This window comes from Aromatoleum bremense (genome assembly GCF_017894365.1).
Lineage (GTDB): Bacteria > Pseudomonadota > Gammaproteobacteria > Burkholderiales > Rhodocyclaceae > Aromatoleum > Aromatoleum bremense.
This window is the reverse complement of record NZ_CP059467.1, coordinates 724,308-748,632: the sequence shown is the minus strand read 5'-3', so window position 1 is coordinate 748,632 and position 24,325 is coordinate 724,308. Positions and strand designations below refer to the sequence as shown.

Below are 24,325 nucleotides of genomic sequence, written 5' to 3'. Positions count from 1 at the left end.
CCGAATATGTCCAAAATCCAATCCACTTTTCAGCGCCTGCAAGCCACCGGGCGGCGGGCGCTGATTCCCTTCATCACTGCCGGCGATCCGGCACCGGAATTGACGGTGCCGTTGATGAACGCGCTGGTCGAGGGGGGCGCCGACATCATCGAACTGGGAGTCCCGTTCTCTGACCCGATGGCCGATGGCCCGACCATACAGCGCGCCTCGGAACGCGCTCTGGCCAACGGCATGACGTTGCGCAGGGTGCTCGATACCGTTCGCGAGTTCCGCACCGGCAACGCCGAGACCCCGGTGGTCCTGATGGGGTATGCGAATCCGGTCGAGGCGATGGGCGTCGAGCGGTTCGTGTCGGCCGCGCGCGAGGCGCAGGTCGACGGCGTGCTGATCGTCGACTACCCGCCGGAAGAGTGTGAGAGCTTCGCGCAGGCGGCAAAAGACGCCGGACTGGATCCGATCTTCCTCCTCGCGCCCACCTCGACCGAGCAGCGTTTCCGCGACGTCGCGAGAGTCGGCAGCGGCTACATCTACTACGTCTCGCTGAAAGGCGTTACCGGCGCCGCGACGCTCGATTTCGACGAGGTGGCGGCGCGCATTCCGCAGATTCGCGCGCAGGTCGGCATGCCGGTCGGCGTCGGCTTCGGCATCCGCGATGCCGAGTCGGCGCGGCGCATCGGTGAAGTGGCCGACGCGGTGGTGATCGGCAGCCGCATCATCGAGGAGATCGAGCGGAGCCCGCGTGATCGGCTCGCCGCCAATGTCACCGCCTTCCTCAGGGAAGTCCGCGCCGCGCTCGACCAAGTCGAAGGGGCCGTGCGATGAGCTGGCTCCAGAAACTGCTGCCGCCCAAGATCAAGCGGGCGGAATCGGCGGCGCGCAAGTCGATCCCCGAAGGACTGTGGAGCAAGTGCTCCGCATGCGAGGCGGTGCTGTACCGATCAGATCTCGAAAGCAACCAGATGGTGTGCCCAAAATGCGGACATCATCAGCGCCTGCGCGCGCGGGCGCGCCTCGACTTGCTGCTCGACGCGGAGGGACGGTTCGAGATCGGCACCGAGGTGGTGCCGGTCGACCCGCTGAAATTCAAGGACTCGCGCCGCTATACGGAACGTCTGTCGACGGCGAGCGCAGATACCTCCGAAGCCGACGCGATGGTGGTGATGCAGGGCGCGATCCTGACCGTTCCTGTGGTCGTCGCCTGCTTCGAGTTCGAGTTTCTAGGCGGTTCGATGGGTTCGGTCGTCGGCGAGCGCTTCGTCCGCGGTGCCAAGGCCGCGCTCGATCAGCGCCTGCCGTTCATCTGCATCACGGCGACCGGCGGGGCGCGGATGCAGGAAGGCTTGTTCTCGTTGATGCAGATGGCGAAGACGACCGCGGCGATCACCCAGCTCGCCCAGCGCAAACTGCCGTTCATCACGCTGCTGACGGATCCGACGATGGGCGGGGTGTCGGCGAGCTTTGCGTTCATCGGCGACATTGTGATCGCCGAGCCCGGCGCGCTGATCGGCTTCGCCGGCCCGCGGGTGATCGAGCAGACGGTGCGCGAAACCCTCCCCGAGGGGTTTCAGCGATCCGAGTTTCTGCTCGAAAAAGGCGCGATCGACCTGATCATCGATCGGCGCGAGATGCGGCCGAAGCTCGCCGAACTGCTGACGCTGTTGACGCGCCAGCCGGCGATCGGCGTATAGGCGAAGCGGAACCGACTCCCGATGCAATCTCCCGAAATCCTGAAGGGCTGGCTGGAACTGCTGGAGCGCCGCCCGGGACTGCCGATCCGGCTCGGGCTGGAGCGGGTTGCCCAAGTCCGGGACGCTCTCGACAGCCGCAGCGACGCGGTCGTGATAACAGTCGGGGGCACGAACGGCAAAGGATCGACATGCGCGATGCTCGAAGCCATTCTGATCGCTGCAGGCTATCGCGTCGGGTGTTATACGTCGCCCCATTTGCTGCGTTATAACGAACGCGTACGCATCGACGGGTGCGAGGTCGGCGACGAAGCGCTCGTCGCGGCCTTCCACAGGGTCGAACGGGCGCGCGGCGACGTCCCGCTGACGTATTTCGAACAGGGCACGCTCGCTGCATGGCATGCGTTCTGCCGTGAGCCGCTCGACGTGATCATTCTCGAAGTCGGTTTGGGCGGTCGCCTCGACGCGGTCAACGTGTTCGAGCCGGATTGCGCCATCGTCGCCAGCGTCGCGATGGATCACATGGATTATCTGGGCGATAGCCGTGAGAAAATCGGCTTCGAGAAGGCGGGAATCTTCCGCTCCGGCCGCCCCGCGATCTGTTCCGATCCGTTGCCACCGGAATCCCTGATCGCGCACGCCCGGCAGATCGGCGCCGACCTTCGCCTGGCAGGCCAGGATTTCGGGTTTTCGGGTGATCGCACGCAGTGGACCTGGTGGAACCGGGACGGCCGCCGTCGAGGCGGGCTCGCATACCCGTCACTGCGCGGGGCGAATCAGCTGCTCAATGCGGCGGCGGTCCTGATGGCGCTGGAAACCTTGCGCGAGCGTATTCCGGTATCGATGCAGGCGGTGCGCGAGGGGTTGATGCTGGTCGAACTGCCCGGGCGTTTCCAGGTGCTCGCAGGGAAGCCATCGGTGGTGCTCGACGTAGCGCATAACCCCCAGGCAGCCGGCGTACTGGCCGAGAATCTTTCGAACATGGGCTACTTTCCAGAGACGTGGGCAGTATTCGGCATGTTCGCCGACAAGGACGTCGAAGGGGTCGTCAGCCTGATTCGCGACAAGGTTGACCACTGGTTGCTCGCCAGTCTGCCGGGCGCGCGCGGTCTGTCCGCCCCCGCGTTGGCCGAGCGCCTCGCTGCGTCCGGGGTCGGCGGAGACGTGCGCTGTTTCGATCGCCCGTCGGACGCGTTCGAGGTCGCCCGAACGAGCGCCGGAGAGGGTGATAGAATTGTCGCCTTCGGTTCATTTCTCACGGTGGCGGACGTGCTCGAAGCGGTGCTTGCTGCTCGCCACTGAGGTTTCGCGTGACAGATAACGACAACCTCGACCTCAAGAAACGGTCGCGACGCCGTTTGGTGGGTGCCGCGGCCATTGCCTTGCTCGCGGCAATCGTGCTCCCGATGGTGATGGACCAGGAGCCCCGCCCGCCCGCCGAGGATATCCAGATTACGATTCCCGACCGGGAAGCCGACGCCGCACTTTCACTGCCGATCGCCGGTCGTTCTGCGGCACCCGTCGAGCCCCCGCTGGTGCAGACGCCGGAGGAACAGCCGTCGTCGCCGGACAAGACTGCCGAAGCGAATCCTGTGCCTGTTGCGCCGCTTGCCGAGCCGAAGCCGCCATCTCCTGTGGGGTCGGCCGGCACTGCCTCGAAACCGGTCGAGCCGAACGTCCGTCCTGCGCCGGATCGCGTGCCCGCTGCCACGTCCAACGGCGAAGCAGCACGGGCGCTGGCCCTGCTGGAGGGCAAGAAGTCGGTTGCGGTTTCGGCTAGCGAGTCTTTCGTGGTCCAGATCGGAGCGTTCGGCGAAGCATCAAAAGCCAGTGCGCTCGGCGCGGACCTCAAGAACCGCGGATTTGCTGCCTATACGGAGAAGGCCGGGGCCGTCACGCGGGTGCGCATCGGACCTTTCAGTAGCCGGGAAGAGGCGGACAAGGTGGCCGAAAGGCTGAGATTGAGCGGTATGAGCGGTGTCGTGGTGCAGCGGTGAGTCTGCTGCGTGCTCGCGTTCTTGATGACCGCGTTTGATTACATTTTTCTGGGCGTGCTGGGATTTTCGGCACTGATCGGCCTCTGGCGAGGTCTGGCAAGCGAAGTGATTTCCCTTTTGGCGTGGGTGCTGGCGCTGTTTGCAACTTGGCGTTACGGGAGTGATGCGGCAGCATCGCTGGCGGGAATCGTGAGCGGGCTCGCGTGGCGATATGTGGCGTCGTTTGTCCTGATCTTCATCGCGGTCCTGTTGCTGGGGGCGCTGTTGCGGTTTTTGCTCCGGGAATTGTTGAGAGCTGTCGGACTCGGTGCTGCCGATCATTTTTTTGGCGCGATTTATGGGCTGGCACGAGGCTTTGCAATCGTGTTCTCGGCAGTGCTGCTTGGAGGAATGGTCGGTGTGGCGCGGGAGCCCTGGTGGGCAAACGCGATGTTTGCGCCCCCGATGGAAATGGCGGTGATTTCCGTCAAACCGTGGCTGCCGGACGTGGTGGCCGACAGGATTCGTTTCAGATAGGTGTTTATTCCATGTGCGGAATTTTAGGGGTCGTCGCGACTTCCCCGGTCAATCAGTTGCTCTACGATGGCCTCCAGGTCCTGCAGCACCGTGGTCAGGATGCTGCCGGGATCGCGACCTCCGATGGCGGGCGCTTCTTGATGCACAAGGGGCCGGGTCTCGTGCGCGATGTGTTTCGTACCCGGAACATGCGCAATCTCGTCGGCAACTGGGGTATCGGCCATGTGCGCTATCCCACTGCGGGATCCGCGTGCAATCCCGCCGAAGCGCAGCCGTTCTATGTCAATTCTCCGTTCGGGCTGCTGCTTGCGCACAATGGCAACCTGACGAACTCGGAGGAACTCAAGCGGGAAATGTTCCTTTCCGATCTGCGGCACATCAACACGAATTCGGATTCCGAAGTGCTGCTGAACGTGCTTGCCCATGAACTGCAGGCAGCGGCGAAGGGTTTCAAGCTCGATGAGGACGCGGTCTTCCGCGCCGTCTCCGGTGTCCATCGGCGCTGCCGGGGCGCGTATGCGGTGGTCGTGATGATTGCCGGCTACGGCCTGCTTGCGTTCCGCGATCCGTACGGCATTCGGCCGCTCGTGGTCGGGCGCAATGACGTCGAGGCCGGACAGGAGTGGCTCGTCGCCTCGGAGTCCGTCGCGATGGATGTCCTCGGATTCAGGATGCTGCGCGATGTCGCACCCGGCGAGGCGATCCTCATCGATACGCAGGGGAATTTCCGGAGTCGGCAGTGCGCGGACAAAACCGTCGAAGCACCTTGCATGTTCGAGTTTGTCTATCTCGCGCGGCCGGATTCGATCATCGACGGGGTGTCGGTGTACGAGTCGCGCGTCAAGATGGGCGAGTTCCTCGCCGACAAGCTCAAGCGCGTGATGCCGCACGCCGAGATCGATGTCGTGATCCCGATTCCCGACTCGAGCCGACCTTCCGCGATGGAAATGGCCCACCGGCTGAACCTTCCCTATCGCGAAGGTTTCGTGAAGAATCGTTATATCGGACGCACCTTCATCATGCCGGGACAGGCGATCCGGCGTAAGTCGGTGCGCCAGAAGCTGAACACGATTCCACAGGAATTCAGGGGCAAGAAAGTGCTCCTCGTCGACGATTCGATCGTGCGGGGAACGACCAGCCGCGAAATCGTGACGATGGCGCGCGAGGCCGGTGCCGAGAAAGTCTACATGGCGTCGGCGGCCCCTCCGGTCAGGTATGCCAACGTGTACGGGATAGACATGCCGACGCGCGGCGAACTGATTGCCGCCGGCCGCGACGAGGCGCAGATCTGCCGGGAAATCGGTGCGGACGGGCTGATCTACCAGGACCTCGCCGACCTGAAGGCGGCGGTGAGAGCCGTCAATCCGGCGATCAACTTCTTTGAAACCTCGTGCTTTGACGGATGCTACGTGACCGGAGACATCACGTCGGAGTATCTCAACGGGATCGAGAACCGGCGCGAAGCCGGCACCCCCTCGTCGGACGAGAGCGAGGACGGACAACTCGACCTCAACCTGGTAGGCAGCCACGACAACTGAACCGCGCCCATGAATCCCTACGAATTTGACACCCTGGCAGTGCGGGCAGGCACTGCACGCAGCCAGTTCAACGAGCACAGCGAGGCGCTTTACCTGACCTCGAGCTTCGTGTTCGGCAGTGCAGCGCAGGCGGCAGCGCGTTTTTCCGGCGAGGAGCCGGGCAACGTCTATGCGCGTTTCTCGAACCCGACCGTCACGGCGATGCAGGAGCGGCTCGCGGCGCTCGAAGGCGCCGAGGCGTGCGTCGCGACCGCGTCGGGAATGGCGGCGATTCTCTCGCTGGCGATGGCGACACTGAAAGCCGGTGATCACGTGGTCGCTTCGACAGGGCTGTTCGGTGCGACGCAGCAGCTATTCGGCACGATTCTCTCGAAATTCGGCATCGAGACCAGCTTTGTCGCCGCCACCGAACTCGATGCGTACCGCGCTGCGGTGACGCCGCGTACGCGCCTCTTCTTCGTCGAAACGCCGTCGAACCCGCTCACCGAAGTCATCGACATCGCGGCGGTCGCGGAGATTGCCCACGGCGCGGGCGCGCTGTTCGCGGTCGACAACTGTTTCTGTACCCCCGCATTGCAGCGCCCGTTGGAACTGGGCGCCGACGTCGTCGTGCATTCGGCGACCAAATACCTCGACGGGCAGGGGAGAGTGCTCGGAGGCGCAGTGGCCGGGGCGAAAGTCGTCGTCGACGAGGTGCTCAAGTTCCTGCGTACTGCCGGGCCGAGCATTTCACCGTTCAATGCATGGGTGATTCTGAAAGGTCTGGAGACGCTGCGCATCCGGATGGATGCGCAGTCGGCGACCAGCCTGAATCTGGCGCGCTGGCTGGAACAGCAGCCGGGGGTGGTACGCGTGTTTTACCCCGGCCTCGCATCGCACCCGCAGCACGCACTGGCGATGCGCCAGCAAAAATCCGGCGGTGCGATCGTCAGCTTCGAAGTCGCGGGGGGGCGCGAACGTGCGTGGCGGGTGGTCGATGCCACCCGGATGATTTCGATCACCGCGAATCTCGGCGACACGAAAACGACGATCACTCATCCGGCGTCGACGACGCACGGCCGCATCAGCGCCGAAGCGCGTGCTGCTGCGGGAATCGGAGAAGGATTGCTGCGCGTGGCGGTCGGTCTCGAGTCGATCGAGGACCTGCGTGCCGACCTTGCCCGGGGTCTGGGAGCCTGATCCTTCGGCCTCGTCGGCGGGGTGCGCAGTCAGCCGTCGGGTTTCGGCCCGAATCGCAGCGCCACCGGGGGGCCGGCCCCATCCCAGCGCAGATAGGGCGCGTCGTCGTGCCAGTCGGCGAGAACCCATCGTTCGCATGACCGGCCGTCCACAACGTGCATGTGGTGCGCCGGGCGATGCGTATGGCCGTGGATGAGCGTCGGATAGCCGTGCTTGCGCAGTAGCGCTTCGACGGCGGACGCATTCACGTCCATGATCTCCATCGCCTTTTCCTGCTTCGCGGTTTCGCTTTGGGATCGCAGGTCCTCGATGACCTGTTTGCGCTGCGCGAGCGGCCGTTCCAGGAAGGCCCGTTGCCAAGCGGGGTCGCGAACCAGGCGACGAAACGACTGGTAATGCTCGTCGTCGGTGCACAGGATATCGCCGTGACTCAGCAGTACCGCTTCGCCGCCGAGATCGATCGGCGCCGGATCGGGAAGGATCCGCAGGCGGGCTCTGCGCGCGAACGATTCGCCAAGCAGAAAATCGCGGTTGCCCGGCAGGAAGAAGACGCTCGCCCCCGTCTCGGCGAGCGCCGCCAGCGCGTCGCTCACCGCGTTGCCCAGTGGCGTCGCATCGTCATCCCCGGCCCAGTATTCGAAAAGGTCGCCGAGGATGTAGAGGGCCTGGACGCTGCGCGCCGGGCCTTGAAGGAACGCGAAAAAAGCCCGGAGCGTGCCGGGCCGTTGCTCGCACAGGTGGAGGTCGGAAATGAACAGGGCCGACATCGAGGCCTGTGCCGGCAAGTTACGCAACGAGTCAGACGATTTCGGCGCGCTCGATCACGACGTCCTCGACCGGGACGTCCTGGTGAAAGCCGCTGGAGCCGGTCTTGACCGAGCGGATCGCATCCACGACATCCATGCCTTCAGTGACCCGGCCGAACACGCAGTAGCCCCAGCCCTGGGTGTCCGCCGAACGGAAATCGAGGAAATCGTTGTCGGCAACGTTGATGAAAAACTGCGCCGTCGCGGAGTGCGGGGCCTGTGTGCGGGCCATCGCGACCGTGCCGGTGACGTTCTTCAGGCCGTTGTCGGCTTCGTTCTTGATCGGCTCGCGAGTAGGTTTCTGCGCCATACCGGGTTCGAAACCTCCACCCTGGATCATGAAGCCCTTGATCACGCGATGAAAGATCGTGTTGTCGTAATGGCCGGCCGTAACGTAGGCGAGAAAATTCTTGACCGTTTCCGGAGCCTTCGCGGAATCCAGTTCGAGGGTGATCGTACCGTGGTTGGTATGAAGCTTGACTGCCATGGAAAGCTCCTGGTTGGGCTTACTGCTTGGTGGATTTTGCCGGCACCGCGTCTACGACGCGGACCGATTCGATCGTGACCGGCTGCTCGGGAACGTTCTGCATGCCATTCACGGTGCGGGTCGGAAGCCGGCCGATTTTCTGTACGACGTCGAACCCTTCAGTGACCTTGCCGAAAACGGCATACCCCCAGCCGTCGCGGGAGGGGTAGTCGAGAAAGCGGTTGTCGACGAGGTTGATGAAGAATTGGGCACTGGCCGAATGAGGATCGGCCGTGCGTGCCATCGCGAGCGTGCCGGTTTCGTTGCGCAGGCCGTTCTTCGCTTCGTTCTCGATCGGGGCGCGGGTAGGTTTCTGCCTCATCGCCGCGTCGAAGCCGCCGCCCTGAATCATGAATCCGTCGATGACGCGATGGAAAATGGTGCCGTTGAAGTGGCCGCTCTTCACGTACTCAATGAAGTTCGCGACCGATTTGGGTGCCTTGTCGGCGAAAAGTTCGATCACTACCGGACCTTCGCTGGTCCGCATCTCGACAACCGGGTTGGCCGCGCCGGCGGAAAGGAGCCAGCCGAACAGAAAGAGAGAGGCGAGCAGGCGCTTCATTGTCGGGTTTCCAGGAGTGAGGAGGGGAGAAGGTATTTAATCGGGCCACGGCCTTGGCGGTGATCGTCGAGCCCTGCCCCGGGTCGTGATGAAAGCCGCACAGGTGAGTCCGGGCAGCAGGGGCATCCGCACCGGCCCCGGATCGGAGCATGTCGTCGTTGTGCTAAAATCACCCCAACTTTCCGTGAAATCCGCGCGGATCGACGCGACATTCTATCAAAGAAAACTGCGCCGCATCGCAATCGAGTGATGGAGGCGAAACGGCCGGGGCGGACCGACGGGTACCGCCCTTTTTGTTGTATCGGTGGCGGGCGCCGATTCTATTTGCGACCCTGCGAATCGGCTGCCCTGAACCCGACCAGGCGGAAGAAACATGTTGCACATTCACAATACGCTGACACGAAGAAAGGAAGCCTTCGTTCCGATCGACCCGGGCAAGGTGCGGATGTACGTCTGCGGGATGACGGTCTACGACTATTGCCACCTCGGGCATGCGCGCGTGATGGTGGTCTTCGACATGGTGGCGCGCTGGTTGCGGGCGAGCGGTTTCGAACTCACATATGTGCGGAACATCACCGACATCGACGACAAGATCATCAGGCGGGCGGGTGAGAAGGGCGAATCGATCCGCACGCTCACCGACCGGTTCATTGTCGCGATGCACGAGGACGCGGACGCCCTCGGCGTGCTGCGGCCCGACCACGAGCCGCGTGCAACGGAATATGTGACGCAGATGCAGTCGCTCATTGGCCGCTTGCGTGAGAAGGGGCTCGCCTATGTGGCCGGGAACCGCGACGTGTGCTACTCGGTTCGAAAATTCGACAGCTATGGCCGGCTTTCCGGCAAGTCGCTCGACGAACTGCGCGCCGGCGAGCGCGTCGAAGTCGCCGGCGACAAACAGGATCCGCTCGATTTCGTGCTGTGGAAGCATGCCCGGACCGACGAGCCCGACGAAGTCAAGTGGGCGTCACCGTGGGGAACGGGGCGCCCGGGTTGGCACATCGAGTGCTCGGCGATGAGTTCGGACCTGCTCGGCGAACGGTTCGACATCCATGGCGGCGGCCAGGATCTGCAGTTTCCTCATCACGAGAACGAGATCGCGCAGTCCGAGGGCGCGCACGGGCATACGTTCGTGAATTACTGGATGCACAACGGTTTCGTCCGCGTCGACGACGAAAAGATGTCGAAATCGCTCGGCAACTTCTTCACGATCCGCGATGTCCTCAAGCGCTTCGACCCTGAAGTCGTCCGCTTTTTCATCCTGCGCGCGCACTACCGCAGTCCGCTGAATTATTCCGACGCCCACCTTGAAGATGCACGCCAGGCGCTGACACGCCTCTACACTGCATTGCGCAACGTTGAGCCGTCCGATGCAGGGATCGATTGGGACGAACCGCACGCAGTGCGATTCCGCGCTGCGATGGACGATGATTTCAATACAGCGGAGGCGGTGGCGGTGCTTTTCGAACTTGCGAACGAAGCCAACCGCACCGGATCCGCCGCGACTGCGGCCCAGCTCAAGGGGTTGGGAGGCGTGCTCGGACTGCTCGCGCGCGAGCCGGCGAGCTTCCTTCAGGGCAGGATAGCCGGCGAACCGGACGAGGAGGGAGGCGTCGCGATCGAGGCGATGATCGAGCGCCGCGCGCTGGCGAAGAAGTCGAAGGACTACGCGGAGGCCGACCGGATTCGTGCGCAATTGCTCGCGTCGGGAGTCGTCCTCGAGGATACGCCGCAAGGCACCGTCTGGCGCCGCGCCTGAATGGGCTTGCTTCCGGAGACTTGCGAACGCGAGCCTCCGGGCAGGTAACGATTGCCCTGGTGAGCCTGGGGCTCAGGCGCCGAAGAAGTCCTTGACCTTGTCCATCCAGGATTTTGCCTTGGGGTTGTGGCGGTCGGCGTCCGAACTGGAAACCTCCTCGAATTCGCGCAACAGCTCTTTCTGACGCTCCGTGAGATTGACCGGGGTCTCGACGACGACATGGCACATCAGATCGCCGTGACCCTGCGAGCGGACGTTGCGAATTCCCTTCCCGCGCAGCCGGAACACCTTGCCGCTCTGCGTCTCGGCGGGAATTTTCAGCCGTGCCATGCCTTCGAGCGTCGGGATTTCGATCTCCCCGCCGAGCGCTGCGGTCGTGATGCTGATCGGCATCTCGCAGTGCAGGTCGTCGTGGTCGCGCTGGAACACCGGGTGGGCGCGGATATGGATCTCGACGTACAGGTCTCCCGGAGGCCCGCCGTTGACGCCCGGTTCGCCGTGACCGGCGTGGCGCAGTCGCATTCCTTCGTCGATTCCCGCCGGGATCTTCACTTCCAGCGTCTTCTGCCGCTTCACCCGCCCGGCCCCGCCGCAGTCGCGGCACGGGTCCGGAATGATCCGCCCCGTGCCGTGGCACTTCGGGCAGGTCTGCTGGATCGAGAAGAAGCCTTGCTGGATGCGCACCTGGCCGGCGCCGCCGCAGGTGGGGCAGGGCTTCGGCTGCGTGCCGGGTTTCGCGCCGCTGCCGTGGCAGGTGTCGCATTCCTCGACGGTCGGGATGCGGATCGTCTTGTCGGCACCGCGGGCCGCTTCTTCGAGAGAGATTTCGAGGTTGTAGCGAAGATCCGCGCCGCGATACACGTTCGACCGTCCGCGTCCGGCTCCGCCCGCGCCGCCGAAGATATCGCCGAAGATGTCCGAGAACGCGTCGGCAAACCCGTCGAAACCTTGCCCGCCAGGCCCGGCGCCGGCAGACGAATCCACCCCGGCATGTCCATAGCGGTCGTACGCGGCGCGTTTTTGCGCATCGGACAGGATTTCGTACGCGTTTTTCGCTTCCTTGAACTTATCCTCGGAGTCCTTGTTGTCCGGATTGCGGTCCGGGTGGTGCTTCATGGCCAGCTTGCGGTAGGCCTTCTTGATCTCATCATCCGAGGCGTCGCGGTTGACACCCAGCACCTCGTAGTAATCCCTTTTTGCCATCTTGGTCCGCTCAGGCTGTGAGACCGGGAGGGTCTCCAGATCATGCAAAAGGCCGAGCCGGCCAGTGCGAGGGGCACCGGCAGGGGCTCGGCCGACATCTCGCCTTCCGGCGAGCGATCACTTCTTGTCTTTGACTTCGGTGAACTCGGCGTCGACCACGTCGGCATCGGCAGCCTTCGAGCCGCCCGCGGATCCGCCGCCCGCTGCCTCGCCCGTGGCACCGCCTTCGGCACCCTGCGACTGCGCGTACATCTGCTCGCCGAGCTTCTGGCTGGCCGTCGCCAACGCCTGCATCCGGGCTTCGATGGTGTCCTTGTCGTTGCTCTTCAGCGCCTCTTCCGCGTCCTTCATCGCCTGTTCGATCTTGGCCTTTTCGTCGGCGCTGATCTTGTCGCCGTATTCGGTCAGCGATTTCTTCACCGAATGCACCAGCGCGTCGCACTGGTTGCGGGTATCGACCAGTTCGTGGGCCTTCTTGTCTTCCTCGGCGTGCGCGGCGGCGTCCTGCACCATGCGCTGGATCTCGTCCTCGGACAGGCCCGAGTTCGCCTGGATCTTGATCTTGTTTTCCTTGCCGGTGGCCTTGTCCTTCGCCGATACGTGCAGGATGCCGTTCGCGTCGATGTCGAACGTGACCTCGATTTGCGGCATGCCGCGCGGAGCGGGCGGGATGTCCGACAGGTTGAACTGGCCGAGGCTCTTGTTGCCCGATGCCATTTCGCGCTCGCCCTGCAGCACGTGGATCGTCACCGCGTTCTGGTTGTCGTCGGCAGTCGAAAACACCTGGCTCGCCTTTGTCGGTACCGTGGTGTTCTTCTGGATCAGCTTCGTCATCACGCCGCCGAGCGTCTCGATGCCGAGCGACAGCGGGGTCACGTCGAGCAGCAGCACATCCTTGACTTCGCCCTGCAGCACGCCGCCCTGGATCGAGGCGCCGACCGCGACCGCTTCATCCGGATTCACGTCGCGGCGCGCTTCCTTGCCGAAGAACTCCTTGACCTTCTCCTGCACCTTCGGCATCCGCGTCTGGCCGCCGACGAGAATGACGTCGTCGATGTCGGTGATCTTCAGCCCGGCGTCCTTCAGCGCGATGCGGCACGGCTCGATCGTGCGCTGAACCAGCTCTTCGACGAGCGATTCGAACTTCGCGCGCGTGATCTTCACCGCGAGGTGCTTCGGGCCCGATGCGTCGGCCGTGATGTACGGCAGGTTCACTTCGGTCTGCTGGCCCGACGACAGCTCGATCTTCGCCTTCTCGGCCGCTTCCTTCAGGCGCTGCAGCGCGAGCACGTCCTTCTTCAGGTCGACGCCCTGTTCCTTCTTGAACTCGGTGACGATGTAGTCGATCAGGCGCTGGTCGAAGTCCTCGCCGCCGAGGAAAGTGTCGCCGTTCGTCGCGAGCACTTCGAACTGGTGTTCACCGTCGATGTCGGCGATCTCGATGATCGAGATGTCGAAGGTGCCGCCGCCGAGGTCATACACGGCGATCTTCGAGTCGCCCGGCTTCTTGTCCATGCCGAACGCGAGCGCTGCGGCGGTCGGCTCGTTGATGATGCGCTTGACTTCCAGCCCGGCGATGCGGCCGGCGTCCTTGGTCGCCTGGCGCTGGCTGTCGTTGAAGTAGGCCGGCACCGTGATGACGGCTTCGGTGACTTCCTCGCCGAGGTAGTCCTCGGCGGTCTTCTTCATCTTGCGCAGCACTTCGGCGGAGACCTGCGGCGGGGCGATTTTCTTGCCGCGCACTTCGACCCACGCGTCGCTGTTGTCGGCCTTGCAGATCGTATAGGGCATCAGGTCGATGTCCTTCTGTACTTCCTTCTCTTCGAAGCGGCGGCCGATCAGGCGCTTGACGGCGAACAGCGTGTTCTTCGCGTTCGTGACCGCCTGGCGCTTGGCCGGCGCGCCGGTCAGGATCTCGCCGTCTTCCGCGTACGCGACGACGGACGGGGTGGTACGTGCGCCTTCGGAGTTTTCGATTACCTTGGGCTTGCCGCCTTCCATCACGGCGACGCAGCTATTCGTCGTGCCCAGGTCGATACCGATGATTTTTCCCATTGCCGTTCCTTTCAAGTGAGGGGTGAAGGGTGAGGCGGAGGACGCCTGGCGTCGCTGCCGTAACCACGCCTCACCGGATTTTCGTTGTTCAGTAGATCGGGGCGCCGCGTCGGATTTCAAGCATCCGCGGCGAGGCTTACATACCCTTGGCTTTCGAAACCATCACCATTGCCGGACGGATCACGCGCCCGTGCAGAAGGTAGCCTTTCTGCAGTACGTTGAGTACTGTATTCGGCTCGCCTTCGGCTTCGATCGCGCTGATCGCCTGGTGCTTGTTCGGATCAAACTTTTGCCCGGTCGGGTCTTCTTCGGTGAGGCCCGCATTCTGGAAGGCAGCGTTCAGTTGCTTGAGCGTCAATTCAACGCCTTCCCGCAGGCTCTCCAGAGTCTGTTTCTCGCTCGCGAGCGCGGCTTCGAGGCTGTCCCTGACCGGAAGCACGCCAGCGGCGAATTTTTCGGCTGCAAACTTCGACGCCTTGGCGATGTCTTCCTGGGCCCGGCGGCGGACGTTCTCGGTTTCGGCGCGGGCTCGCAGCCACGCGTCGTGGTGTTCGGCGGCTTTCAGTTCGGCCTGGCGCAGGGTTTCCTCGAGTCGCGGCATCGTGTCCGTATCGGGGGCCGCCTGTTCGTTCGCCGGTTGCGGCTGCACTGATTCGCCATCTGGAAGCTCGGGCAGTTCGCCCTGGATTTCGGAAGGCTGCTTGTTTTCCTGCATGGGTGGAATCTCCCTTTGTTCTTCGACCGTGCCCAATTGGGGGCATGATTCCATTTTTCAAGGGAGGTGCAGCGATTTTTCGAAGGTTGCCGGTTCGCCGGCAGGTGTGTCACGATTCGCCCCCCTTGGCGTGAATGGTGCGCGCGGGACAGTGCTTACTGCGGGCGGGAAAGCATGGAACGAGGATGAGCGATATTCCGCACAGCATCGGAAAATACCGGGTCATCAAGGAGGTGGGGCGCGGCGCGACTGCCATCGTCTATAGGGTGGAATCCCCGGATGATCCCGAACCGCTGGCCGTCAAGCTCGTCCGCTTCCAGGACAAGGCGAGGGACGAAGCGAAGTGGAACCGTCGCCTGCTCAAGCTGCTGAAGGCCGAACAGGCGGTCGTCAGCCGCCTCGACCATCCGAACATCGTCCGCATCCACGAAGTCGTCACCGAGCCGGATCAGGCTTACGTGGTGATGGAGTATTTTCCCGGCGAGTCGCTCGAGCGGTACTGCAGCTTCGAACGCCTGCTGCCGATTCATCGCACGATCGGCATCGTCTTCAAGTGCTGCATGGCGCTCGACCACGCCTACCGGCAGGGCGTTGTCCACCGGGACATCAAGCCGGCCAACATCCTTGTCGACGAGAACGACAACGTAAAGATCACCGACTTCGGCCTGGCGCTGAACATCAACAAGAAGGTCGAGACCGACTCGACTTTCATCATGGGCGTCGGTTCGCCCGCCTATATGAGCCCCGAGCAGATCAAGGGCTACCCGCTGAACCAGAAAACCGACCTCTATTCCCTCGGCGTCGTGCTGTTCCATTTACTGACCGGGCGCTTGCCGTTTCGTGCGGCCAATCCGGCGCAGCTGATCTACAAGATCATTAATGCGGACCCGCCGCTGGTTTCGCAGCTGAACCCGGACATGCCGGAGTTGATGGACACGGTCCTGCGCAAGGCGCTGGAGAAGGATCTTTACTCGCGCTACCGCAACGGCGCCGAGTTTGCAAAGGATCTGTCAGCGGTGCGCTACAAGATCGTCGACGACGAGGATGTGCCGCAGGATACGACGCGGTTTACGACTCTGCGCAAGCTTGCCTTCTTCACCGAATTCGACGATGTCGAGTTGTGGGAGGTGCTGCGCACTTCGACCTGGCGCAGCGTGGCGGCACGGACGACGCTGATTCGCGAGCGCGACGCCGACCAGCGCTTCGGCGTCGTGGTGGCCGGCGAGGTGGAACTGTCTGTCGATGGACGCCGGGTGCAGCGGCTCGGCCCGGGGGAGGTCTTCGGCGAGCTGGCATGGCTCGACACGATCGACCACCGGCATCCGGTCACCGCGGTCGCGGTGGCGCCGACGACGTATATCGAGGTCAACCCGGCAGCGCTGGCACTGGCGACGGAAGAGGTCCGGGAACTTTTCCGCCGGCTGGTGGCGACGACGGTTGCGCGGCGGCTCGCGGCCGCGGCGCGGGAACTGGGGAGGTATGGCGAGCCGGCCGTTATCGGTGACCTGACCGCCACGGGCGGGCTCGATCTGCAGATCCTCGACGACTGAGTCGGGAAAATCCCGCCGCAAAGGAGGCTATGATCAATTCCGGCGCCGCCCGGCGACGATGTGGACGTCTGTCGTCACGCCCGTCAGCGCCACGCTTGCGAGCCAAGTGAGCAGGCATTGACCGCATTGAGCAGCCACTGCAGGGCCGAGTTTGAAACGGGGATCCATTTCAGCGTTCCGCTCCTGCGGCACGTGCCTGTTGGGCTGTCGCGGCGAGGTGCCCCGCCTCCGGCAGGGGAGCTTCCAGCCAGTCACCGATCCGGCTGCGGACGATGTCGGTCAGTGCAGCAATCCAGTCATGTCGCTCGTTGAGGCAGGGAATGTAATGAAAGGCCTTGCCGCCGGCGCCGAGGAACGCCGTCCTGCATTCGAGGGCGATTTCCTCGAGGGTTTCGAGGCAGTCCGAAGCGAACCCAGGGCAGATCACGTCGACGCGCCCGGTCCCTTTGCGGCCGAGTGCTTCGAGGGTCGGCTGGGTGTAGGGTTTCAGCCATTCCGCCTTGCCGAAGCGGGACTGGAAGGTGAGCTGCCAGCGCTCGGGTGGCAGGTCGAGCTTCGCTGCGAGCAGGCGTGCAGTGACGTGGCACTCGCAGTGGTAAGGATCACCAAGATCGAGCGAGCGCTTCGGTATACCGTGAAAGCTCATCACGAGCTGGTCGGGCTCACCGTGTTTTGCCCAGTGGTCGCGTACGCTCTGGGCGAGTGCTCCGACGTAGCCCGGGTGATCGTGAAAGTTCCGCACATAGCGGATCTCGGGCAGGTTACGCCAGCGGGTCAGGCAGCGCGCGACCTCGTCGATGACGCTCGCGGTGGTGCTCGCCGCATACTGCGGATACAGCGGCACGACGAGGATCCGGCTGCAGCCGTCGGCTTTCATGCGGACGAGTACGTCGGATATGGGCGGCGCCCCATAGCGCATCGCCCAGTCGACGACGACGTCGCTCACCCCTGAGTGGCCGAGATACCCGGCAAGGAGTTTTGCCTGTCGTTCGGTGTGGACTTTGAGCGGCGATCCGGCGTCGCTCCAGACGGCCGCGTATTTCTCAGCCGATTTCTTCGGCCGCAGGTTGAGAATGACACCGTTCAGAATCGGCCACCAGATCACGCGCGGGATCTCGACGACGCGCGGGTCGGAGAGGAATTCCTTGAGATAAGGGCGAACCGCCGCAGCCGTCGGCGCCGCGGGGGTACCGAGATTGACAAGCAGGACGCCGGTGCGCGCGGAGGTGCCGTGGGTGTGGGCGGGTTCGGGCCAATAACGGGCCATGCAAGTCCTTTGGGGGCGGGCCGAAGCGTTCAGCCAGGGCTCGAGAGCGCATTCGACAGGAGGCGGGCCGTGATGTCGACGATCGGGATGACTCGATCGTAGGCCATGCGCGTCGGGCCGATGACGCCGACCGAGCCAACCACTTTGCCGTTGACTTCGTAGCCCGCGGTCACGACGCTGCAGCCGTCGAGTTGCGAGAGCCCGGATTCGTCGCCAATGAAGATCTGCACGCCCTGCGCGCGGTTCGAGAGGTCGAGCAGCTGCATCAGGCCGGTCTTCTGTTCGAAGAGCTTGAATAGTTCGCGCAGGCGAGCCATGTTCGACGACAGGTCCTCGACGTCGAGCAGGTTGGTTTCGCCCGACAGTACATAGCTCGCGCTGTCCTCTTCGGCGGCCGCATTGCCGGCCTCGACGGCGGCCGTCATGAGTTCGCTCATGTCGCTGCGCAACTGCTTGAGTTCGTCGCGGATGCGGGCGCGGATGTCGTCGAATCCGAGTCCGGCGAAGTGCTCGGTAAGGTAGGCCGCCGCCTCGACGAGTTCCGCCGAGGAGTAGGCGCGGCGCGTGATCAGGATGCGGTTTTGCACGTCCCCGGCAGTGGTTACGATGATCAGCAGGATGCGGTTCTCGGCGAGGCTGATGAACTCGATCTGTCGGATCTTCACGGTATCGCGGCGTGGCGAAACAACCACGCCGGCGAACTGGGTAAGTTCGGACAGCAGGTGCGACGCGGAATTCATCAGGCGCTGCGGCTGATCGGGCTGCAGTTGGCCCTTGAGTTTGCGCACGCGCGCCTGTTCGAGCGGCTGCACGGTCAGCAGCGAATCGACGAAGAAACGGTAGCCCAGGGCGGTCGGGATGCGCCCGGCCGAAGTGTGCGGGCTGGTGATGAAACCCATCTCCTCGAGGTCGCTCATCACGTTACGCACCGTCGCCGGCGACAGCTCGAGGCCGGAATAACGTGAAAGCGCGCGCGAGCCGACCGGCTGACCTTCGACGATGTATCGTTCGATCAGGGTCTTCAGCAGTAACTGGGAGCGGGGGTCTAGCAGTTTCATGATCCGGTATGCACTATTGCGATGATTCTAACAGCCTGCGGACGAGCGCTGGCGTCTGCCAAGGCATTACGCGATGTGGTTTAATCCGCGCATGAGCAAGAACTTCCGCATCGTTGCACTGATCGGCAAGTACCAGAGCCCCGACGTGGCGGAGGCGGTGCTGCGCATCGCCGAATTCCTGCGGGTGCGCGGACTTGACGTGTGGATCGAGCAGGGGACGGCGAGTTCCATCGGCATGGCTGGTCAGTTTGCCGTTGCGAGCTACGATGAGATCGGCGCCCAGGCGGACCTCGCTGTCGTGCTCGGCGGCGACGGCACGATGCTCAATACGGCGCGCCGGCTGTCCCAGCATGGCGTGCCGCTGGTCGGGATCAACCAGGGCAGGCTCGGTTTCCTCACCGATATCTCGCGCGACGAAGCGTTGCCGAAACTCGCCGAGATTCTCGACGGACGCTACACCGAGGAATCGCGAGCGATGCTCGACGCCGAAGTGCTGCGGGCGGGCCACCGCGTATTCCAGACGCTGGCGCTCAACGATGTGGTCGTGAACAAGGGCGAGCTGGGCCGGATGATCGAGTTCGATCTGTCAATCGACGGGGAATTTGTTTATACGCAGCGCTCGGACGGGATGATCCTGACGACCCCGACGGGTTCGACAGCATACGCGTTGTCGGCCAACGGGCCGATCCTCCATCCGAACGTCGGCGGGATCGCCCTGGTACCGTTGTGCCCTCATGCGCTCACCGCGCGTCCGGTCACGTTGCCGGATACTTCTCATATCGAGATCGTGCTGTTGCCCCAGCATGACGCCCGGATACATTTCGATGGCCAGGCCCGCTTCGACGCTCGCGCCGGCGACCGGCTGCGGGTCACTCGTTCGCCCGATGTCGTCCGCCTGCTGCACCCGGAGGGCTACAGCTATTTCGCCATGCTGCGCGAGAAGCTTCACTGGAGCGCGCCGCCGCGTCGTCCCTGACCAAAGTTTCCCAACCACTGCACCGCTCATGCTCCGTCGCCTGACCATTCGGGATTTCGTGATCGTCGACCGCCTCGAGCTCGAGTTCGAAGCGGGGTTCGGCGCGCTGACCGGGGAAACCGGTGCGGGCAAGTCGATCCTGCTCGATGCACTCGGCCTTGCCTTGGGCGGGCGCGCCGACGCTGGCGCGGTACGCGCGGGATGCGGCAAGGCGGATATCGCGGCCGAGTTCGACCTGCCGCCGTCGAGCCCGCTCGGCGAGTGGCTGGCGGGGCAGGACCTGACGGCGGATGACGGAGTGATGATCCTGAGACGGGTGGTCGAGGCCGGCGGGCGCTCGCGGGCGTGGCTCAACGGCGTGCCGGTCACGCAGGGGCAGTTGCGCGAAGCGGGCGACTGGCTCGCCGACATTCATGGCCAGCATGCCCATCACGCGCTGCTCAAGCCCGACGCGCAGCGCGCGCTGCTCGACATGCACGCGGGGGCTGCGGCGCTCGCCGCAGAAGTCAGCGCACGTTTCCACGCGTGGCAGCGCCTCGTCGAGCTGCGTCGCGCTGCGGACCAGGACTCGGTGGCGTCCGAGCGTGAGCGTGAACTCCTTGCCTGGCAGATACGCGAACTCGACGAGCTCGCGTTCAGCGCCGAGGAATGGGGTCGGATCAATGTCGAACATGCACGTCTTGCCCATGCGGCGGGTCTGATCGAGGGGGCGGACGAAGTGCTCGCGACGCTCGGCGAAGGCGATCTCGCGATCGCTTCGCAGCTGCGCCACTTCAGCGTCCGGGTCGATGGGATGGCCGAGATCGATTCCGATCTCGCCGATGTCCGTGACCTGCTCGCCGGCGCGGCGATCCAGGCCGACGAAGCGCTGCACGCGCTGCGGCGCTATCGCGAGCGGCTCGACCTCGATCCTCAGCGCTTGGCCGAGATCGAGCGGCGCATCGAGGACGTCATGGCGCTGGCCCGCAAGCACCGCGTGACCCCCGGCGAGTTGTCGGACCTCCGCGCCGAGTGGGCGCGAAAGCTCGACGATCTCGTCTCGCGCGCGGATCCGGCCCGCCTTGCCGAAGAGGAAAAGCGCCTCCACGACGAATACGAGGCAGCCGCACGGCGTCTTTCCGCAGCACGCGCGCCGGCAGCCGAAGCTCTGTCGCGCGGCATCACCGATGCGATGCAGACGCTGGCGATGGCGGGCGGAAAGTTCGAAGTGGCGCTCGAAGCCTGCGCCTCGCCGATGGCCTACGGCCTGGAATCCGTTGAATTCCGCGTCGCCGCGAATCCCAACCAGTCGCTGCGCCCGCTCGCGAAAGTTGCGTCGGGGGGCGAGCTGTCGCGCATCGGACTCGCAATCCAGGTCATCACCAGCCGCGACTCGGCGACGCCGACGCTGATATTCGACGAGGTCGATGTCGGGATCGGCGGGCGGGTCGCGGAGATCGTCGGCCAGTTGCTGCGCCGGCTGGGACGGGAGCGCCAGGTGCTGTGCGTGACCCATCTGCCGCAGGTGGCGGCGTGCGCCGACTGGCAATGGAGCATCGCCAAGACGCCACGCGGGTCGGAAGTCCTGAGCACGGTTTGCGTGCTGAACAGCGAAGCGCGGGTCGAGGAGATTGCCCGTATGCTGGGCGGCGTGAACATCACCGAGACGACCCGCCGTCACGCGGCGGAAATGCTCGGTGCGAACTCGTTCGGACGCTGATCGCAGGGCCCGCCTGCCGCGGCCGAAAAAACGGGCCGGGTGGTGAGCTTCCTGCTCAGTCTTCCAGTTTGCGGTTCGGACAGTCCTTTCTCAGGCAGTCCGCGTAAAGATAAAGCGCGTGTTCGCGGACGACGAAACCGCGCTCTTCGGCAATCCTGTTTTGCCGCCGCTCGATTTCCGCGTCGAAAAACTCTTCCACCTTGCCGCACTGTACGCACACGAGGTGATCGTGATGGCCGCCTTTCTTGAGTTCGAACACTGCCTTGCCCGACTCGAAATAGTGCCGTTCGAGCAGGCCCGCCTGCTCGAACTGGGTCAGTACGCGGTAAACCGTCGCCAGGCCGATATCCATTCCCTCCGCAATCAAGAGACGGTAGACGTCCTCGGCGGTGAGGTGGCGCAGATCGGATGTCTGGAACAGATCAAGGATCTTCAGGCGCGGATAAGTGGCCTTGAGGCCGATGTTTTTCAGGTTTTCGGAATTTTCTGACATGGTCGCCCCGCTGGGTGGCCCCGGAGCCAATAACTCATGGCTCGTGCCTGCATATGATATATTTTTTCGCCTTTGCCTGAACGATACGCCGTCTGGCGCCACCGACCAAGAACTCCATCCATGCGCTTAGTGACTCTCCTGGCGGCCGTCGCCGCCTTCGGCCTGTTGGCCGGTTGTTCCATCAGCTCGTTTACCGACCAGATCAATCCCTACCGTATCGACGTGCGGCAGGGCAACTACGTGGATCAGGAAATGGTGGCCAGGCTGAAAAAGGGCATGACGCGCGAGCAGGTGCGGTTTGCGCTCGGCACGCCGCTGATCGTCGATGCGTTCCATCCCGATCGCTGGGATTACGTTTACCGCTTCCAGCCCGGCAGGGGCGAACCGCAGCAGCGCACGCTGAGCGTTTTTTTCGTCAGCGACCGGCTCGATCGCGTTGAAGGGGACATCGAGCCCGGCGATCCGCAAGCTGCAACGGTTGCGCCGCAGACCGAGCGCAGCCGCGTCGTCGAGATCGCGCCGGCAGCCAAGGATTGAGCCTTGTCCTGGAGGCGGTCGCGCATCGCGCAAGGGTCCCGATCATGTCGAGCAAGAGGAATTCATTGATGTCGCCATTGCGCATTGCCATAGCAGGTGCGTCCGGCCGGATGGGCCGGATGCTGATCGAGGCCACGCTGAGGGAGGAGGGAGCGGTGCTCGCTTCAGCCTTCGATCGTCCCGGCACGACCTTCATCGGACGCGACGCCGGCGAGCTGTCCGGAAGCGCGACCGGTGTTCTCATCACGGACGATTCGCGCGCCGCGATCGCAGCAGCCGATTGCGTCATCGATTTCACCCGCCCCGAAGGCACGCTCGCCCACCTTGCGATCGCACGCGAACTCGGCAAGGCGATGGTCATCGGCACGACCGGCTTCTCGACGACCGAGAAGGAAACGATTGCCGCGGCGGCGCAAACAATCCCGGTCGTGTTCGCGCCGAACATGGCAGTCGGCGTGAACGCGGTGTTCAAACTGCTCGAAGTGGCTGCCCGCATTCTCAACGACGGGTACGACGTCGAAGTGATCGAAGCGCATCACCGCTTCAAGGTCGATGCCCCGTCGGGTACCGCACTGCGCATGGGCGAAGTGGTCGCGCGCGAGTTGGGGCGCGATCTGGAAATGTGCGCGATTTACGGGCGCGAAGGCGTGACCGGGGAGCGCAAGGCCGAGACGATCGGCTTTTCGACGATCCGCGGCGGCGACGTGGTCGGGGATCATACGGTTCTGTTCGCCGGTATCGGCGAGCGTATCGAGATCACCCACAAGTCGGGCAGCCGCATGCCGTATGCTTCCGGTTCGCTGCGCGCGGCGCGTTTCCTCGCGGGACGGTCGAGTGGCTTGTTCGACATGCAGGACGTGCTCGGCCTGCGCTGATTCGGGCCCGGCTGGGAGGGGCGCGATTGCCTCGACGGGCGCGGAACGATATAATCAGCGGCTTCTTGAAAGCGGGATTGGCCGGTCGGCTCGTCCCGTTTTTTTCACGTTCGGGGTGGCTCGATAGCTTTCCCCGTGTCTTTTCGGCTGAACTCAGGAGTTTGTCGTGACTGCTTCCCCGCCCGCCCTACTAGCGCTTGCCGACGGGACGGTATTTTTTGGCAAGGGAATCGGTGCGGCCGGCAGCACGGTCGGCGAGGTGGTGTTCAACACCTCGATGTCCGGTTATCAGGAAATCCTCACCGACCCGAGCTACTGCCGCCAGATCGTAACGCTGACTTATCCGCATGTCGGCAACACCGGCATCAATCGGGAGGACGTCGAAGCGGAACGTGTTCATGCCGCGGGCCTGGTGATCCGCGACCTGCCGATACTGCCGTCGAACTTCCGCATGGACCAGACCCTCGATGCCTATCTCAAGGCCGAGAACATCATTGCGATTGCGGGGATCGATACCCGCAAGCTGACGCGCGTGCTGCGTGAAAAGGGCGCCCAGGGCGGCTGCATCGTCACCGCGGCCGGCGGCACCGCATTGAATGCCGATGCGGCGATTGCCCAGGCTCGCGCGTTCCCCGGTCTTGCCGGCATGGACCTGGCCAAGGTCGTCAGCGTCGAGAGCCCTTACCAATGGACCGAGGGCGAGTGGGCGCTCCGCAGCGGCTACGGCGAGCAGGTGGACGGGCGCTACCACATCGTCGCGTACGATTATGGCGTCAAGCGCAACATCCTGCGGATGCTCGCCAGCCGGGGCTGCAGGCTCACCGTGGTGCCGGCGCAGACGCCAGCTGCGGAAGTCTTCGCGCTCAATCCTGATGGCGTTTTTCTGTCGAATGGCCCGGGGGATCCGGGTGCCTGCGACTATGCGATCGCGGCAGTGCGCAAGTTCCTCGAGCGTGGCATCCCGACCTTCGGCATCTGCCTCGGCCACCAGTTGATGGCGCTCGCGGCCGGCGCCAAGACGGTCAAGATGAAGTTCGGCCACCACGGCGCCAACCATCCGGTCAAGGATCTCGAATCCGGGCAGGTTCTGATCACGAGTCAGAACCATGGCTTCGCGGTCGATCCCGATTCGCTTCCGGCGAATGTGCGCGCGACGCATGTGTCGCTCTTCGACGGCAGCCTGCAGGGGCTCGCCTGGAACGATGTGCCGGCATTCTGCTTCCAGGGACATCCCGAGGCGAGTCCGGGACCCCACGATGTGTCTTACCTGTTCGACCGTTTCATCAGGATGCTCGAGACGCGCGTCAAGTAATTCGCCAGCGGCAGCCG

At 63.9% G+C, this 24,325-nt stretch carries 23 protein-coding genes; 14 read left to right on the top strand and 9 right to left on the bottom strand.

The window, feature by feature from the left end:
• The first annotated feature begins 6 nt into the window (after nt 1–6).
• The 7 genes from trpA to pbN1_RS03435 are packed head-to-tail and all read left to right on the top strand — an operon-like array spanning nt 7 to nt 6,915.
• A complete protein-coding gene (gene trpA / locus pbN1_RS03465; protein ID WP_169202449.1) occupies nt 7–822 on the top strand; it encodes a tryptophan synthase subunit alpha in 816 nt (271 codons plus the stop codon).
• Entirely contained in the window at nt 819–1,688 is an 870-nt protein-coding gene (gene accD / locus pbN1_RS03460) for an acetyl-CoA carboxylase, carboxyltransferase subunit beta (protein ID WP_169202448.1), read from the top strand. Before trpA ends, accD begins: the two co-directional genes overlap by 4 nt.
• Before the next feature lie 21 nt (nt 1,689–1,709).
• Nucleotides 1,710–2,987 (top strand): bifunctional tetrahydrofolate synthase/dihydrofolate synthase, encoded by a 1,278-nt coding sequence (folC, locus tag pbN1_RS03455; protein WP_169202447.1) that lies wholly within the window; start codon nt 1,710–1,712, stop codon nt 2,985–2,987.
• A gap of 8 nt (nt 2,988–2,995) precedes the next feature.
• Nucleotides 2,996–3,682, top strand: coding sequence for an SPOR domain-containing protein (locus pbN1_RS03450; protein ID WP_169202446.1), 687 nt, complete (start codon nt 2,996–2,998; stop codon nt 3,680–3,682).
• A 24-nt stretch (nt 3,683–3,706) separates the two neighbouring features.
• Complete coding sequence (locus tag pbN1_RS03445; RefSeq protein WP_169202466.1) at nt 3,707–4,198, top strand: CvpA family protein; 492 nt, start codon at nt 3,707–3,709, stop codon at nt 4,196–4,198.
• A gap of 11 nt (nt 4,199–4,209) precedes the next feature.
• The gene (gene purF, locus pbN1_RS03440) at nt 4,210–5,736 is read left to right on the top strand and encodes an amidophosphoribosyltransferase (RefSeq protein WP_169202445.1); all 1,527 of its coding nucleotides are present in this window, start codon (nt 4,210–4,212) and stop codon (nt 5,734–5,736) included.
• A gap of 9 nt (nt 5,737–5,745) precedes the next feature.
• Nucleotides 5,746–6,915, top strand: a complete 1,170-nt coding sequence (locus tag pbN1_RS03435; RefSeq protein WP_169202444.1) for an O-succinylhomoserine sulfhydrylase — start codon at nt 5,746–5,748, stop codon at nt 6,913–6,915.
• A 29-nt stretch (nt 6,916–6,944) separates the two neighbouring features.
• On the opposite strand, the gene pbN1_RS03430 is transcribed toward pbN1_RS03435, so the two are convergent.
• Genes pbN1_RS03430 through pbN1_RS03420 form a run of 3 tightly spaced genes read right to left on the bottom strand, consistent with a single transcriptional unit; the run spans nt 6,945 to nt 8,809 of the window.
• Nucleotides 6,945–7,682, bottom strand: coding sequence for a UDP-2,3-diacylglucosamine diphosphatase (locus pbN1_RS03430; RefSeq protein WP_210147643.1), 738 nt, complete (start codon nt 7,680–7,682; stop codon nt 6,945–6,947).
• A 31-nt stretch (nt 7,683–7,713) separates the two neighbouring features.
• Complete coding sequence (locus pbN1_RS03425) at nt 7,714–8,208, bottom strand: peptidylprolyl isomerase (RefSeq protein WP_169202442.1); 495 nt, start codon at nt 8,206–8,208, stop codon at nt 7,714–7,716.
• 19 nt (nt 8,209–8,227) lie between these two features.
• Entirely contained in the window at nt 8,228–8,809 is a 582-nt protein-coding gene (locus pbN1_RS03420; RefSeq protein ID WP_169202441.1) for a peptidylprolyl isomerase, read from the bottom strand.
• Nucleotides 8,810–9,182: 373 nt separating this feature from the next.
• On the opposite strand from pbN1_RS03420, the gene cysS reads away from it, so the two are divergent.
• Entirely contained in the window at nt 9,183–10,568 is a 1,386-nt protein-coding gene (cysS, locus tag pbN1_RS03415) for a cysteine--tRNA ligase (RefSeq protein WP_169202440.1), read from the top strand.
• A 72-nt stretch (nt 10,569–10,640) separates the two neighbouring features.
• Here cysS and dnaJ read toward each other — a convergent pair whose 3' ends face one another.
• The 3 genes from dnaJ to grpE form a co-directional block, all read right to left on the bottom strand.
• Nucleotides 10,641–11,771 (bottom strand): molecular chaperone DnaJ, encoded by a 1,131-nt coding sequence (gene dnaJ, locus pbN1_RS03410; RefSeq protein ID WP_169116971.1) that lies wholly within the window; start codon nt 11,769–11,771, stop codon nt 10,641–10,643.
• A 117-nt stretch (nt 11,772–11,888) separates the two neighbouring features.
• Nucleotides 11,889–13,826, bottom strand: a complete 1,938-nt coding sequence (gene dnaK / locus pbN1_RS03405; RefSeq protein WP_169202439.1) for a molecular chaperone DnaK — start codon at nt 13,824–13,826, stop codon at nt 11,889–11,891.
• A 136-nt stretch (nt 13,827–13,962) separates the two neighbouring features.
• Nucleotides 13,963–14,541, bottom strand: coding sequence for a nucleotide exchange factor GrpE (gene grpE / locus pbN1_RS03400; protein WP_169202438.1), 579 nt, complete (start codon nt 14,539–14,541; stop codon nt 13,963–13,965).
• A 185-nt stretch (nt 14,542–14,726) separates the two neighbouring features.
• On the opposite strand from grpE, the gene pbN1_RS03395 reads away from it, so the two are divergent.
• The gene (locus pbN1_RS03395; protein WP_169202437.1) at nt 14,727–16,091 is read left to right on the top strand and encodes a serine/threonine-protein kinase; all 1,365 of its coding nucleotides are present in this window, start codon (nt 14,727–14,729) and stop codon (nt 16,089–16,091) included.
• A gap of 169 nt (nt 16,092–16,260) precedes the next feature.
• Here the strand turns inward: pbN1_RS03395 and hemH are convergent, their stop codons facing one another.
• Nucleotides 16,261–17,358 carry a ferrochelatase gene (hemH, locus tag pbN1_RS03390; RefSeq protein ID WP_169202436.1) on the bottom strand — a complete coding sequence of 366 codons (1,098 nt, stop codon included), beginning with the start codon at nt 17,356–17,358 and terminating at the stop codon, nt 16,261–16,263.
• 29 nt (nt 17,359–17,387) lie between these two features.
• Complete coding sequence (gene hrcA / locus pbN1_RS03385; RefSeq protein ID WP_169202435.1) at nt 17,388–18,416, bottom strand: heat-inducible transcriptional repressor HrcA; 1,029 nt, start codon at nt 18,414–18,416, stop codon at nt 17,388–17,390.
• A gap of 91 nt (nt 18,417–18,507) precedes the next feature.
• On the opposite strand from hrcA, the gene pbN1_RS03380 reads away from it, so the two are divergent.
• The gene (locus pbN1_RS03380) at nt 18,508–19,392 is read left to right on the top strand and encodes an NAD kinase (RefSeq protein WP_169202434.1); all 885 of its coding nucleotides are present in this window, start codon (nt 18,508–18,510) and stop codon (nt 19,390–19,392) included.
• Between the two features lie 28 nt (nt 19,393–19,420).
• A complete protein-coding gene (gene recN, locus pbN1_RS03375) occupies nt 19,421–21,091 on the top strand; it encodes a DNA repair protein RecN (RefSeq protein ID WP_169202433.1) in 1,671 nt (556 codons plus the stop codon).
• Nucleotides 21,092–21,146: 55 nt separating this feature from the next.
• On the opposite strand, the gene fur is transcribed toward recN, so the two are convergent.
• Complete coding sequence (fur, locus tag pbN1_RS03370) at nt 21,147–21,584, bottom strand: ferric iron uptake transcriptional regulator (protein ID WP_169202432.1); 438 nt, start codon at nt 21,582–21,584, stop codon at nt 21,147–21,149.
• A gap of 120 nt (nt 21,585–21,704) precedes the next feature.
• On the opposite strand from fur, the gene pbN1_RS03365 reads away from it, so the two are divergent.
• From pbN1_RS03365 to carA, 3 genes are all read left to right on the top strand, one after another.
• A complete protein-coding gene (locus tag pbN1_RS03365) occupies nt 21,705–22,121 on the top strand; it encodes an outer membrane protein assembly factor BamE (RefSeq protein WP_169202431.1) in 417 nt (138 codons plus the stop codon).
• Between the two features lie 68 nt (nt 22,122–22,189).
• Nucleotides 22,190–22,996 carry a 4-hydroxy-tetrahydrodipicolinate reductase gene (dapB, locus tag pbN1_RS03360; RefSeq protein ID WP_169202430.1) on the top strand — a complete coding sequence of 269 codons (807 nt, stop codon included), beginning with the start codon at nt 22,190–22,192 and terminating at the stop codon, nt 22,994–22,996.
• 166 nt (nt 22,997–23,162) lie between these two features.
• Nucleotides 23,163–24,308, top strand: coding sequence for a glutamine-hydrolyzing carbamoyl-phosphate synthase small subunit (gene carA / locus pbN1_RS03355; protein WP_169202429.1), 1,146 nt, complete (start codon nt 23,163–23,165; stop codon nt 24,306–24,308).
• The last annotated feature ends 17 nt before the right edge of the window (nt 24,309–24,325 follow it).

Bases quoted from the DNA above. Each gene is read 5' to 3' on its own strand.
- trpA (WP_169202449.1), top strand. From the start codon at position 7: ATGTCCAAAATCCAATCCACTTTTCAGCGCCTGCAAGCCACCGGGCGG.
- accD (WP_169202448.1), top strand. From the start codon at position 819: ATGAGCTGGCTCCAGAAACTGCTGCCGCCCAAGATCAAGCGGGCGGAA.
- folC (WP_169202447.1), top strand. From the start codon at position 1,710: ATGCAATCTCCCGAAATCCTGAAGGGCTGGCTGGAACTGCTGGAGCGC.
- pbN1_RS03445 (WP_169202466.1), top strand. From the start codon at position 3,707: ATGACCGCGTTTGATTACATTTTTCTGGGCGTGCTGGGATTTTCGGCA.
- purF (WP_169202445.1), top strand. From the start codon at position 4,210: ATGTGCGGAATTTTAGGGGTCGTCGCGACTTCCCCGGTCAATCAGTTG.
- pbN1_RS03435 (WP_169202444.1), top strand. From the start codon at position 5,746: ATGAATCCCTACGAATTTGACACCCTGGCAGTGCGGGCAGGCACTGCA.
- pbN1_RS03430 (WP_210147643.1), bottom strand. From the start codon at position 7,682: ATGTCGGCCCTGTTCATTTCCGACCTCCACCTGTGCGAGCAACGGCCC.
- pbN1_RS03425 (WP_169202442.1), bottom strand. From the start codon at position 8,208: ATGGCAGTCAAGCTTCATACCAACCACGGTACGATCACCCTCGAACTG.
- pbN1_RS03420 (WP_169202441.1), bottom strand. From the start codon at position 8,809: ATGAAGCGCCTGCTCGCCTCTCTCTTTCTGTTCGGCTGGCTCCTTTCC.
- cysS (WP_169202440.1), top strand. From the start codon at position 9,183: ATGTTGCACATTCACAATACGCTGACACGAAGAAAGGAAGCCTTCGTT.
- dnaJ (WP_169116971.1), bottom strand. From the start codon at position 11,771: ATGGCAAAAAGGGATTACTACGAGGTGCTGGGTGTCAACCGCGACGCC.
- dnaK (WP_169202439.1), bottom strand. From the start codon at position 13,826: ATGGGAAAAATCATCGGTATCGACCTGGGCACGACGAATAGCTGCGTC.
- grpE (WP_169202438.1), bottom strand. From the start codon at position 14,541: ATGCAGGAAAACAAGCAGCCTTCCGAAATCCAGGGCGAACTGCCCGAG.
- pbN1_RS03395 (WP_169202437.1), top strand. From the start codon at position 14,727: ATGAGCGATATTCCGCACAGCATCGGAAAATACCGGGTCATCAAGGAG.
- hemH (WP_169202436.1), bottom strand. From the start codon at position 17,358: ATGGCCCGTTATTGGCCCGAACCCGCCCACACCCACGGCACCTCCGCG.
- hrcA (WP_169202435.1), bottom strand. From the start codon at position 18,416: ATGAAACTGCTAGACCCCCGCTCCCAGTTACTGCTGAAGACCCTGATC.
- pbN1_RS03380 (WP_169202434.1), top strand. From the start codon at position 18,508: ATGAGCAAGAACTTCCGCATCGTTGCACTGATCGGCAAGTACCAGAGC.
- recN (WP_169202433.1), top strand. From the start codon at position 19,421: ATGCTCCGTCGCCTGACCATTCGGGATTTCGTGATCGTCGACCGCCTC.
- fur (WP_169202432.1), bottom strand. From the start codon at position 21,584: ATGTCAGAAAATTCCGAAAACCTGAAAAACATCGGCCTCAAGGCCACT.
- pbN1_RS03365 (WP_169202431.1), top strand. From the start codon at position 21,705: ATGCGCTTAGTGACTCTCCTGGCGGCCGTCGCCGCCTTCGGCCTGTTG.
- dapB (WP_169202430.1), top strand. From the start codon at position 22,190: ATGTCGCCATTGCGCATTGCCATAGCAGGTGCGTCCGGCCGGATGGGC.